General features: G+C 69.6%; 11 protein-coding genes. 4 read left to right on the forward strand and 7 right to left on the reverse strand.

Annotation, left to right across the window (positions count from 1 at the left end; genetic code table 11):
• Positions 1-702, forward strand: a 702-nt coding sequence (locus F3J14_RS29835; RefSeq protein ID WP_166725993.1) for an FAD-binding oxidoreductase, incomplete at its 5' end; no start/stop codon positions are given.
• Entirely contained in the window at positions 699-1,745 is a 1,047-nt protein-coding gene (locus F3J14_RS29840; protein WP_166725994.1) for an ABC transporter substrate-binding protein, read from the forward strand. The genes F3J14_RS29835 and F3J14_RS29840, both read left to right, overlap by 4 nt.
• Positions 1,746-1,766: 21 nt before the next feature.
• On the opposite strand, the gene F3J14_RS29845 is transcribed toward F3J14_RS29840, so the two are convergent.
• From F3J14_RS29845 to F3J14_RS29875, 7 genes are all read right to left on the reverse strand, one after another.
• Complete coding sequence (locus F3J14_RS29845) at positions 1,767-3,107, reverse strand: serine hydrolase (protein WP_166725995.1); 1,341 nt, start codon at positions 3,105-3,107, stop codon at positions 1,767-1,769.
• Positions 3,108-3,153: 46 nt separating this feature from the next.
• A complete protein-coding gene (locus F3J14_RS29850; RefSeq protein ID WP_166725996.1) occupies positions 3,154-3,549 on the reverse strand; it encodes a BON domain-containing protein in 396 nt (131 codons plus the stop codon).
• A gap of 38 nt (positions 3,550-3,587) precedes the next feature.
• The gene (locus F3J14_RS29855) at positions 3,588-4,646 is read right to left on the reverse strand and encodes a porin (RefSeq protein WP_166725997.1); all 1,059 of its coding nucleotides are present in this window, start codon (positions 4,644-4,646) and stop codon (positions 3,588-3,590) included.
• 115 nt (positions 4,647-4,761) lie between these two features.
• Complete coding sequence (locus tag F3J14_RS29860) at positions 4,762-6,060, reverse strand: MFS transporter (protein ID WP_166725998.1); 1,299 nt, start codon at positions 6,058-6,060, stop codon at positions 4,762-4,764.
• Positions 6,061-6,103: 43 nt separating this feature from the next.
• The gene (locus tag F3J14_RS29865) at positions 6,104-7,249 is read right to left on the reverse strand and encodes a CoA transferase (protein ID WP_166725999.1); all 1,146 of its coding nucleotides are present in this window, start codon (positions 7,247-7,249) and stop codon (positions 6,104-6,106) included.
• Positions 7,246-8,433, reverse strand: coding sequence for an acyl-CoA dehydrogenase family protein (locus tag F3J14_RS29870; RefSeq protein ID WP_166726000.1), 1,188 nt, complete (start codon positions 8,431-8,433; stop codon positions 7,246-7,248). The genes F3J14_RS29865 and F3J14_RS29870 overlap by 4 nt, the downstream gene beginning before the upstream one ends.
• Positions 8,434-8,444: 11 nt before the next feature.
• Entirely contained in the window at positions 8,445-9,998 is a 1,554-nt protein-coding gene (locus F3J14_RS29875) for an AMP-binding protein (protein ID WP_166726001.1), read from the reverse strand.
• A 102-nt stretch (positions 9,999-10,100) separates the two neighbouring features.
• Between F3J14_RS29875 and F3J14_RS29880 the strand changes: the two genes are divergently transcribed.
• Both F3J14_RS29880 and F3J14_RS29885 read left to right on the forward strand, forming a co-directional pair.
• The gene (locus F3J14_RS29880) at positions 10,101-10,991 is read left to right on the forward strand and encodes a LysR family transcriptional regulator (RefSeq protein ID WP_166726002.1); all 891 of its coding nucleotides are present in this window, start codon (positions 10,101-10,103) and stop codon (positions 10,989-10,991) included.
• 143 nt (positions 10,992-11,134) lie between these two features.
• Positions 11,135-12,502, forward strand: coding sequence for an MFS transporter (locus F3J14_RS29885; protein WP_166726003.1), 1,368 nt, complete (start codon positions 11,135-11,137; stop codon positions 12,500-12,502).

Below are 12,502 nucleotides of genomic sequence, written 5' to 3' on the forward strand. Positions count from 1 at the left end.
CCCCGACGCTCTTCCGATCCCTTCGCGCGTGCGGCCCGCGCGGCGGGCGCCGACGTGTTCGAGCACGCAGCAGTCGACGACGCCCGGCACGACGGCATGCGCTTTCACGTTCAGGCGGGTGGCCGCGCGTGCACGGCGACGTGGCTGATCAATTCGGCTGGCGCATGGGCGAACACCATCGCCGAACGCTTCGGCGAAGCCGTGCCGATGGAGCCGATCTACCCGAACATGTGGGTGACCGAGCCGCTGCCGCCGTTCATCACGCACAACCTCGGCGTGTACGGCGGCGGGGTGTACGCGCGGCAGGTCGCGCGCGGCAACTGCGTGATCGGCGGCGGGCGCGGCCGCGGCGACGGCGAATTCGGCCAGCCGTCGGTCGACACGACGCGCGCGGTGATGCGCGACGCGTGCGCGCTGTTGCCCGCGCTGCGCGATGCGCTGCTGATCCGCACGTGGAGCGGCGTCGAAGGCTGCACGCCCGACCACAACCCGATCATCGGCGCGAGCCGTACGACGCCGAACCTGTTGCATGCGTTCGGCTTTTCCGGCGGCGGCTTCCTGCTCGCGCCGGGCGTCGGCGAGGTACTCGCCGAGCTCGTCACGATCGGCGCAACCGCCACGCCACTCGAAGCATTCTCGATCGGCCGCTTCGCACCGCACGCGCCGATCGCCCCTTTCCGTCAAGAGGAGACCCACAAGTGAAACTGTTCGGAACGATCGCGGCGGCCGCCGCCCTCTGCGTCGCCGGCGCCACCGCGCCCGCGTTCGCGCAAACGAAGACGATCTACGTCGGCATGAACGGCGGGCCGATGGAAAAGGCCTATACGAGCCAGGTGCTACCCGACTTCGAGAAGGCGAACAACGTGAAGGTCGTCGTCGTGCCCGGCACGTCGTCGGACGTGCTCGCGAAGCTGCTGGCGAACCGCAACAAGCCGCAGATCCACGTCGCGTTCCTCGACGACGGCGTGATGGCGCGCGCGGTCAGTCTCGGCGTGTGCCAGAAGCTCGACGATTCGCCGGTGCTCAAGGAGCTGTATCCGTTCGCGCGGATGAAGGACGACGTCGGCGCGGGCGTGCAGCTCGGGATGACCGGCATCGCGTACAACAAGAAACTGTTCGCGGACAAAGGCTGGGCGCCGCCGACGTCGTGGATGGATTTCGCCGACCCGAAATACAAGGGCAAGGTCGTGTTTCAGTCGGCGTCGAGCAGCACGTTCGGGCTGCACGGCTTCCTCGCGATCAACCGGCTGCTCGGCGGCAGCGAACAGAACGTCGAGCCCGGCTTCAGCAAGTGGGCGAGCACGGTCGGGCCGAACGTCGTCGAGTACATCCCGAACTCGGCGAAGATCTCCGAGATGGTGCAGACCGGCGAGGCCGGCCTCTTCCCGCTGACGCCGACCGGGGTCGGCGACCTGCAGGACAAGGGCATTCCGGTCGCATATGCGAACCCGAAGGAAGGCCCGGTGCTGCTGCTCGTCGACCTGTGCGTCGTCGCGAACAATCCGGATCCGCAGCTGGCGCAGAAGCTCGCGCAGTTCCTGCTGTCCGCGCCCGCGCAGACGAAGGCCGCCGAGGCCGGCAAGCAGATCCCGACCAACCGCCTCGCGAAGATGCCCGCCGCGATGCAGCAAAGCCTCGGCAACGTCGACGATCTCGTGCGCAAGGTGACGGTGGTCGACTGGGCGGCGATCAACGCGCGCCGTGCGCAGTGGGATACGCGCTGGAACCGGCAGATCGAGCGGTAACCCGGTGCGGGAGCGGCTGCGTTACCGCAGCTTCTCCGCGACCGCGTGTGCCACTGCGCTCAGCGCATCGCCGCGCTCGAGCGCCGCGCGCGGCCGTGTCGCTACGCCCGGTGCATCGAGCGCGCGCGGCGCGAAGTCCGGTGACGACGAGAACTTGACGATGGTCACGGCGGTCTTGGGGTTGACGAGGATCGACTGGCCGAACCGCCCCGCCGCCGCGAACGACCCGTCGCCGTCGTTCACCTGGTACCAGTAATCGCGATACGCATAGCCGTCCTTGCCGGGGACCACGTTGCCCTTCGCGAACAAAGCCGCGTTGTGCGCAGGCTGCAGCGCCGCACGAATCGTCGCGGCCGGCAGCGTCCCTCGCGCGCCGCCGAGCCCGGTGCGCACGCTTTCCGCGAAGCGCGCGGCATCGCGCAGCGTCGTGTACAACCCGCCGCTGGCCATCGCCATCGCATTGCGGTCCACCGCGACGTACGCATCGTCTTCCGCGAAATCGCGCCACATCCACCGCTCGACCAGCGCGCTCCACGACTGCCCGGTCGCGCGCTGCATCGCCCACGCGACGGCTTCCGGCGACCCGTTCTGGTAGAACCAGGCGCCGCCCGGCACCGCGTCCGGCACGCGCCGCACGGTCAGCAGGAAGTCGGCGATGCTGGCCGGCGCACCTTCGTGGCGCGGCACCAGCCCGACCGCGCCGAACAGGCCGAGATCCGGCGGGATGCCCGGTGCGTACGCCGTGGGTACTTCCATGTCCAGGTTCTGCTGCAGCGTTGCACTGCCGAACGGCGTATCGGCCAGTTCCGGCACCGTGCGCGACAGCGGCACGCCTGCATCGAGCACGCCGGATTCGATCATCTGCGCGGCGAGCAGCCCCGTCACCGATTTCGTCATCGACGCCCATGCGTGCGTCTGGTCGGGCCCGAAGCCGTCGAAGTAGCGCTCGTAGACGATCCGGCCGCGCTGCAGCACGATGAAGCCGTCGGTATGCGTCGCGTGCAGATACGCGTCGAGCGTCAGCGTCTCGCCGCCGATCGTCACGGGCAGCGCATCGAGACCGGGCGCCGGTTGTTCCGGGAGCGGCATCGGCACGGCCGCATGCCGGATGCCGGCCGTCGGCGCGAGCAGCCGCGTGTTGCGCAATGCCCAGCGCAAGCGCGCCGGCGTGAATGCGTTCGCCTTGTTGACGACCTGGTCGGCCGGCGGCGGAAAGCCCTGCATCATGCCGGGCATGACGGCATCGGTTGCGGCGGGCGCGGCGGGCGCGATCGCGACGAGCGCGAGCCCGCCGGCCAGCACGAAGATGTCGACCATCCGGCGAGTGCGCCGGGCCGCGGTAAAGCATCGGTGAATTCGCATCGAATCATGTCTCGTAGTGAAAGGAAAACGACCTTGTGCCCGGCGATCACGGCTGCTCGCCATCGATGCGCAGCAGGTTAGACACCGATGCGACCCCGTCGACGCGCCGTGCAACCGCCGCCGCGAGATTCGCCTGGTTCGTATCCGTGACCGAGCCGCTGAGTGTCACGGCGCCGTCGCGCACCCGCACGAGGATGCGCGTGACGTTCAGGTTCTTCGTGCGCGCAAGCGCCGTGCTGACGCGCCGCTTCAGCTTGCGGTCGGCCGCCTTGCGCTGCGCCGGCGACAGGCTGTCCGACGCAAGGGCCGGCGGCGATGCCTGCACGGCTGCCTGCGCCGATGCCGGGACCGTCGTGCTGGCGGCGTCGGATTGTGCGTGGGCGGCGACGGTCCAGCATGCCGCCGTCAGCAGCGCCGCAATCAGTCGGGATGAAGTACGCATGATCGAATCACACTCCTGAAAAACGTGGAAAGGACAACTCAGAACTGCGTCATCAGACCGACTGACACGCCGGTCGTCGCGCTCGCGCCGCGCCGCAGGTTCAGCGCCGCGATCGTCGCCGGGTCACGCATGTATGCGCCGGTCATGCCGTTGCGATCGACCTCGACGTACAGCTCGGTGCGCTTCGACAGGAAGTACTCGGCAATCGCGTAGGTCGTCAGCTTGTGACCGTCCGCGCCTCTTACGTTGCCGAGATTGCGTGCGCGGTCGTAGAACGCGGCCGCGCTCAACTGCACCGTCGGCAGCGGCTGAACGACGACGCCGAACGACGGGATATCGTCGCGCCGCGATGGTGCGCCGGCCTTGTTCGCGCGCACGTTCAGCGACGCATAGCTCAGGTAGAAGCGCGCACGGCCGAGCTGCAGCGTGCCGCCCGCCTGGATCGTCTGCGCCGACTGCGAGCCGTCCGGGCTGTACGTCTTCGCATACGACACCCCACCCATCAGGTCCGAATACGTGTACATCGCGGCCGTCGAATAGCTGGTGCCTGCGTGCGAACTGCCGGCGACGCCGCCCGGCGAATAATTCGCGCCGAAGCGCAGGCCGCCCACCTGCCCGAGATACTTGATCGTGTTGTTGAAACGCGAGTCGAGCGTGAAGAAGTTGCCGTCGAACAGCACGCCCGGTTCGACCGCGAGCGATTGACCGCGCCCATTAAGCGGATCGAGCGCGATGCCGAGGTCTTCCGCGGCGTTGAACTGGCGGCCGAGCGTCAGGCGGCCGAAATCGCCGGCCAGGCCGACATACGCGGCCTGCGAAAAGAGCGTGCCGGACGTTTTCAGCGCCCCGGTGCCGCTGTTGAACGCGCTGTCGAGCACGAACAGCGCCCTCAGCCCGCCGCCCAGATCCTCCTTGCCGCGAATGCCGAACTCGTTGCCCGCGATGATGTTGTTGTTGAACCCGACCTGGCTGCCGCCCGGCAGCCCGTTGACCCAGCGCACACCGCCGCCGATCCGGCCGAACAGCGTCACGCTCGACTGAGCGTGCGCGCTCCCGCACAGCGCGCCAATCAGCGCCGCCGCGATCATCTTCTTCATGTCTCCTCCTGCCGCGTCGTCGCGCGGCGTATCGTGGTACTGCTTCCCGTCGAAAGGCGCCGCGGCCCGACTGGCGGGCCGTACGCCGAATGCGATGCGAAATGCCCGGCAGGCGCTAACGGCCGCACGCGCCGACCGGCGGCGCGGCGCGCTCCGTCTCGCCCGCGAGGCGCCGCAGCGAACGCTGCGGATCGAGGCACCAGGCGCCGAGCACGCCGCATGCGATCAGCACGACGCCGCACACGATGCTCGCCTGCTCGAAGCCGCGCGCGACCGACGCACCGCTCGCCTCGATCAGCATCCCGGTAATGACGGGCGCGCCAAGGCCTGCGAGCGACGCGAAACCGTTGCTGAGCGCGAGCACGCCGCCGCGCTGCGCGTCCGGCGTCACTTCGGCGAGCATCGCGGGGCCGATCGAGTACATCGTCAGCGTCAGCCCGCTGCCGAGCGTCAGCAATGCGAGCTTCGCCGCGCGCGGCAGCTCCGGCACCGGCAGCATGGCCAGCATCGCGCCGGCGATCGCCAGCGTGACCGCGATGAACGTGCCGCGCCCGTGCCGCGACGGCATGCCGCGCGCGAGCAGCGTCTGTGACAGCCATGCCAGCGCGAGACTGAGCGGCGACGTGACCACGACGAACAGTGCGAACATGCGCCCGGCCTCGTGGGCCCCGAAGCCGAGCCCGAGCTGCAGGTAGGTCGGCATCCACGTGAGTGTCATCGCGAGAATCCAGTTCGCCGCGAAATGGCCGAGGAAGTTGCCGAGCACCGTGCGGTCGGTCAGCAGTCGTCCGTACGGCACGCGCTCGCCACCGGCCGTGCGCGGGTTGCGCGACAGCGCGCCCTCCTCGCCGACCACCGCCCACGCGATGCACCACACCGCCCCGAGCAGCGCGAGCACCGCGAAGTTCGCGCGCCAGCCCCAGTGCGTCGTGATGACCGGAATCGCGAGCCCCGCGATCAGCAGGCCGAGCGCGCTGCCCTGGTGCAGCAGCGCGACCGGGAGATTGCGCCGCGTATCGGGAAACCACTTGTAGATCGCGTGCGTCGCGACCGGCGACGCGGGCCCTTCGCCGATGCCGAGCAGCACACGGCACCCGATGACGACCCAGATCGAGCTCGCGGCAAGCATCGGCAGCTGCAGCAGCGCCCACGCAGCCGCCATCGCCAACAGCAGCCATTTCGCGGGCCAGCGGTTCGCGGCGATGCCGCCCGCGACCGCCGCCACGGCGAACAGCCAGTTGAGGCTGCCGCCGATCACGCCGAACTGCGTCGGGCTCAGATGCAGGTCGCGCATCATCGGCACCGACACGAGGCCGAGCACGACCTTGTCGAGAAAATTCACCAGCATCATCAGCGCGAGCATCGTCGCGATGGACCACGCCCGTCCGGGGCGGTACTGCGCACCATTCGTCATGGCTGTCTCCTGTTTCGTTATCGTGGGCGGCGGGTGCGTCGCGCTACCCGCCGCCGTGCTCGCCAAACGCCGGCACACGGTCGTCGCCGTCCCGCAGGCCCAGCGAAAACTTCACCGGGAAGCGCACCGCGAGCGTATGGTCCGCCGCCACCTCGCGTGCCACGCCGCGTGCACGCACGTGCGGATCGTCGAATACCGCGCCCGCGTCGGTCACGCGCGACACGGGCAGCCCGAGCGCGCCGAGCACGCGCATCCAGTCGTCCTGCGTGCGCGTCGCGAAGGTCGCGCGCAACAGCGCGCCAAGCGCGTGCCGATGCTGCTGCCGGCCCGCGCGTCGCGCGTAGCGTGGGTCGCGCAGTGCCGGAATTGCGTCGCCGAGCGCATCGGTGAACGCGACCCAGAACTTGTCCTCGAGCGTCGCGAGCACAATGTGCCGGCCATCCGCGGTTTCGAACAGGTCGTTGTCGGGCATCACCCAGCGTGCGGTGTCCGTCGTATCGCGGCCTGTGCGCAGCGCCCACGCGGCCGGCGCGGTCCACGCGAAAATCGCGTCGTGGATCGACACGTCGAGATGCTGGCCAAGCCCGCTCGCACGCGCGCTCATCACGGCGACCGCAAGCGCGAGCGCCGCGTGCAGCGCGGCCGCGTGATCGGCCAGCCGCACACGCGGGCGCGCCACGGTGTCGTGGAGCTGCGCGGGAATCGACCAGTAGCCGGCATCGGCAAGAAAGTTCAGGTCGTGACCGGGACGGTTCGCATACGGGCCGTCCTGCCCGTAGCCGGTGATCGAGCACAGCACGACGCGCGGGTTCGCGCGCACCAGCGTGTCGTAGCCCAGCCCGAGCCGCGCCATCACGCCGGGCCGGTTGCCTTCGACCACCGCATCGGCGTCGCGCACGAGATCGAGAAAGCTCGCCCGGCCGGCCGGGGTCTTCAGGTCGAGCACGATCGAGCGCTTGCCGCGATTGAACTGCGCGAACGTGTCGGCGCCGAACTGCCGCAACGCGTCACCGCCCGGCGGCTCGACCTTGATCACGTCGGCGCCGAGCTGGCGCAGCAACGCGCACGCATGCGGCCCCGGCAGCAACTGTCCGGCGTCGACGATCCGCACGCCGCGCAGGCACGACCAGGCGGGCGCGTCGCCGTCGCCGGCGGGCCAGACGCCGCGTGCGTCCTCGCGCGCCGTCATGCGCGGGCCTCCGCGGCGGCCGGCTCGAGAATCGCCTTCGCGATCGTGTTGCGCTGGATCTCGCTGGTGCCGGTCAGGATCCGGAACATCCGCAGCTTGCGGAACGTCTGCTCGACGGGATGGCCACGCGTGACGCCGACATTGCCGTGAATCTGCACGGCCTTGTCCGCGACTTCGAAGCAGCGCTCCGACACGTACAGCTTGCATGCGGCAGCCGTCATCCGCAGGTCGGCACCCGCATCGGCGAGCGCGGCCGTATGCGCGATCATGCTTTCGCATGCCCACAACGCGGCGGCCATGTCGGCCAGCATGTGCTGGATCGCCTGGAACCGCGCGATCGGGCCGCCGAACTGCCGGCGCGTGCGCGCGTAATCGAGCGACGCCTGGTAGGCCGACATCGCGAGGCCGAGCATCGTCGGGCAATGCAGCAGCCGGTTCACGTTGATGCGCGACATGCCGAGCCGGAAACCGTTGCCGATGCCGCCGAACACGTTCTCGCGCGGCACGCGCACATCGACGAAGCGGATGTCCGCATCGATGTGCTGGCCGGACATCGGCACGTACTCGTGCTCGACGCTCACGCCCGGCAGGTCGAGATCGACCAGCACGGCCGTGATCTGCGGCGGCGTCGCGGCCGCATCGGTCACGCACATCACGATCGCGAAATCGGCGAACGGCGCGCCGCTGATGTAGTGCTTCGTGCCGTTGATGACGAGCGAATCGCCGTCCTCGACCGCCGTGGTGCGAATGCTCATCGCGTCCGAGCCCGAGTGCGGCTCGGTCAGCGCGAAGCACGTCGATTTCTCGCCACGCATCACCGGCTTGAAATAGCGCTCGAGTTGCGTGGCCGTCGCGTACTTCAGCATGTTGCCGATACGCGGCGGGCCGCCGAGTTCACCGAGCACGTGCGGCGCGAGCGCCGCGCCGCATGCGGCCAGGTCGGCCTTCAGCGCGCACACCTCTGCGATCGACAGCCCCTGGCCGCCGATCTCGACGGGCAGGCTCGCGGTATAGAAGCCGAGCGCGGCCGAGCGTTGCCATACGCGGCGCAGCACGTCGCGCGGCCACACGTCTTCCGAGTCGAGCCCGAGCTCGCGCTCGATCGGGCGCAGTTCGTCATCGACGAAGCGCAGCACGGCCGCGCGCAGCGCGACGAATTCGGGACGTTGCAGATGATCGAACATCGCGGTCTCCTTCAGTTGACGCGGCGCGTGACACCGCGCCAGTACGGCTCGCGCACGAGCTTGCGGGCGATCTTGCCGCTCGCGTTCTTCGGTAGTTCCGCGACGAAATCGATGGAGCGCGGCAGCTTGTAATCGGCAAGCCGCGCGCGGCAGTGCGCGACGAGATCGGCCGCTTGCGCGCTGCGGCCGGAACGCAGCACGACGACGGCCTTCACGGCCTCGCCCCACTTGTCGTCCGGCACGCCGACGACGCACACTTCAAGCACGTCTTCATGCTGGTACAGCGCCGCTTCGACTTCGGTCGGATACACGTTGAAGCCGCCCGAAATGATCATGTCGTGCTTGCGGTCGACCAGGTAGATGAAGCCGTCGCGATCGGTGCGCGCGAGGTCGCCCGTGTGCAGCCAGCCATCGATCAGCACCTCGCGCGTCAGCTCCGGCGCGTTCCAGTAGCCCTGGAACACGTCCGCGCCTCGAATCACGATCTCGCCGATCGCGTCGCCTTCGACTTCGTGCCCGTCGGCGTCGATCACGCGCACCTCGGTCTCGCCGAGCGGCCGGCCGCACGACGCGAGTCGCTCGCGGTCGTGCAGCAGCGCATACGCGTGATCGGCGATGCCGAGCCGCGTGACGCCCGACGTCGATTCGCTCGCGCCATAGCCCTGCGACAGCACGGGGCCAATGCGCGCCCATGCTTCCTCGATACGCGCCGGCGCCATCGGCGCCGCGCCGTAGCCGAGCATCTTCAGGCTGCGCAGATCGGCCTGCGCGAGCTCCGGCACGTTCAGCAGCATGTTCACCATCGCCGGCACCATGAACGTGTGCGTAATGCGCTGGCGCGCGACTTCGGCGAGGAAGTGCGCGGGTTCGAACGCATCGAACAGCACGAGCGTCGCGCCGCAGAACAGGTACGGCTGCATCAGCATCCCCGACGCGTGCGTGATCGGCCCGATCAGTGCGAGCCGATCGCCGGGCTGCGCGGGGCGGTCCATCCCGAGCACGATCTTGCGCAGCGACGCGAGCCGGTTGCCGTAGCTCTGCATCGCGGCCTTGATGCGCCCGGTCGAGCCGGACGAGAAGTGCAGCACCGCGAGGTCGTCCGGTGCCGGCGTGTAGTCGGGCGGCGTATCACCGCCCTTCGCGAGCAGCGTTTCGTAGTCGAGATAGCCGCCGACCGCGCCGCCGAGCGACACGAACCGCTCGATCGACGCGAAGCCCGGCGACTCAGGCGTGTAGTCCGTATAGCCGCGGCCGCCGATGAACGCGACGGGCGTGCAGTTGCCGACGACGTCGGCGGCCTCGGCCGCCGTGAAGCGCGGGTTCAGTGCAGCCTTCACGAGGCCGGCCTTGTACAGCGCGCACTCGATCTCGACGAGTTCGATGCAGTTGCGCGACTGCACGGCGATGCGCGCGCCGCGCGCGAAGCCGAGGCCGCGCAGCGCATTCGCGAGCCGCGTCGAACGCTCGTCCAGCTGGCGGTAAGTGACGGCGCGGTCGCGGTGGATCACGGCGGGCTGGCTGCCCCAGTAGCGGGCCGCGCGCCGCAGGAAATAGGCGAAGCTCAAAACGATTCTCCTGGTCGAACAGTGCCCCCAGTCTGTAAGATGCCGAGGCATCACCACAATGCATCAACGGCTATAAAGTCATAACCGACAGGAATCCCCCCCATGGACACGCGCGATCTGGAGTACCTGCTGGCCGTGGAGCGGCACGGCAGCATCGGCAAAGCCGCGGAGGCGCTGGGGTTGTCGCAGCCGGCGCTGACGAAAGCCGTGCAGCGGCTGGAGGCGCAAGTCGGCGTGACGCTGTTCGAGCGCACCGCGAACGGGATGACGCCGACGCCTGCCGGCGCACGCTTCGTCGCGCGCGCGCAGCGGATCGCGCTCGAGTTCGATGACGCGATGCAGGAGATGCGCGCGATCCGCGGCGGCGAACAGGGCCTGGTGCGGATCGGCTACTCGCCGACCGTGCCCACCGCGTTCGTGCTCGGTGCGTGCCGGCAACTGATCCGTGAACGGCCGGCCGCGCGACTGCGGTTGCGCTGCCGGCTTGCGCGCGAACTGCTCGACCTGCTCGCGGCCGGCGAGCTCGATCTCGTCATCGCGCCCGAGCCGCAGCAGCAGGACGCCGGACTCGAAACCATCGCGCTGTTCGACGATCGCCTGACGGTGCTGGCCGACGCCGCGCACCCGCTGCAGCGCAAGCGCGGGCTCACGCTCGCGGATCTCGCCGACCAGGAATGGCTGCTGCCGGAAGCGACGATTCCCGTGCGGCACCGGATCGACGGCGCGTTCCGCGCGCGCGGGCTGCCCGCGCCGCGCCTGCGCATCGAGACCGATTTCGGCAATACGTCGCTACTGCAACTGTTGCGCGGCACGCCGCTGCTGTGCGTCGGCGGCGCCGATGCGCTCGACCAGGTGAGCGGGCTGCGCGCGCTCGACCTGCGGGCCGGCGAACTCGAACTGGACCGCCGCATCGGCGCGATGCACCGCGCGGGCGCGTACGTGCCGCCGCTCGCGCAGCGGATGATCGCGCTGCTGCAGGACAGCGCGCCGTAACGCGCAGACCATCATCAGCGGGAGTGATGACACTCCCCTTTTTCTGTGGATTTGACCGGGGCGGCGGTGCCGACAACACTAGCCCGCAGTGCCGCATGCGCTCTCCAGAGACGGCACGCGTTCGTCCCCCTTCAGAGTTCGCCATGTACCCGACCGACACCGTGCAATCCCCGAGCGCCGCCCGGCCGCTCGCCGACCGGCAACTGCGCCGGATCGTCATCGCCTCCGTCGCCGGCAACGCGATGGAGTGGTACGACTTCTTCGTCTACGGCACGGCCGCCGCGCTCGTGTTCGGCCACGTGTTCTTTCCGCCCGGCGCGTCGCCGCTCGCGGGCAGCCTCGCCGCGTTCGCGGCGTTCGCGCTCGGCTTCGTCGCGCGGCCGCTCGGCGGGATCGTGTTCGGCCATGTCGGCGACCGTTACGGGCGCAAGGCGTCGCTCGTGTGGACGCTGCTGATCATGGGCGCGTCGACGTTCGCGATCGGCCTGCTGCCGACCTACGCGCAGGTCGGGCTGTGGGCACCCGCGGCGCTCGTCGTGCTGCGGCTGCTGCAGGGCATCGCGTCCGGCGGCGAATGGGGCGGCGGCGTGCTGATGATCAGCGAGAACGCGCCGCCCGAGCAGCGCGGCTACTACGCGGCGTGGAGCCAGCTCGGCGTGGGCGGCGGCTTCGTGCTGTCGTCGGCCGCGTTCCTCGCCGCGCAGGCGCTGCCGGACGACGCGTTCCGCACCTGGGGCTGGCGGCTGCCGTTCCTCGCGAGCATCGCGATCTTCGCGATCGGCATCTATATCCGCCGCCACCTGCCGGAAAGCCGCGACTACGAGCAGGCCGGCAAGCGCGGCGCGCACACGCATTTGCCGATCGTCGAGTGCATCCGCCGTCATCCGAAGGAAATCCTGCTCGCGATGGGGCTGCGCGTCGCCGAAAACGGCGGCGCGTACATCTTCCTCGCGTTCTCGCTCGTCTACGGCAAATACGTCGGCATCCCGAACGGCGTGATGCTGACCGGCGTGATGATCGCGATGATCGTCGAAATGGGGGCGATGCTCGCGTGGGGCCGCCTGTCCGACCGGATCGGCCGCAAACCCGTGTACCTGATCGGCGCGCTGAGCCTCGTCGCCTGCGCGTTTCCGTTCTTCTGGCTGCTCGACACGCGCGCGACGCCGCTCGTGTGGCTCGCGCTGACGATCGGCACGGCGGTGAGCCACGGCGCGATGATCGGCACGCTGCCCGCGCTGGTCGGCGAGCTGTTCAGCACCGAGGTGCGCTACTCGGGCGTCGCGCTCGGTCATGAAGTCGCGTCGATCTTCGCCGGCGGGATGTCGCCGCTGATCGCGACCGCGCTGCTCGCGCGCTATCACGCGTCGTGGCCCGTATCGCTGTTCCTCATCGCGCTCGGCCTCGTGACCGTCGCGACGCTGTGCGTGATGCGCGAGACGCGCGCCACGCCTGCCGCCGGTACGCCCGCAGCCGGTATGCCCGCCGCCGACACGCGCGGCGACGCGGCATGA

The organism is Burkholderia sp. Tr-862 (assembly GCF_011753085.1).
Taxonomy (GTDB): Bacteria; Pseudomonadota; Gammaproteobacteria; order Burkholderiales; family Burkholderiaceae; genus Burkholderia; species Burkholderia ambifaria.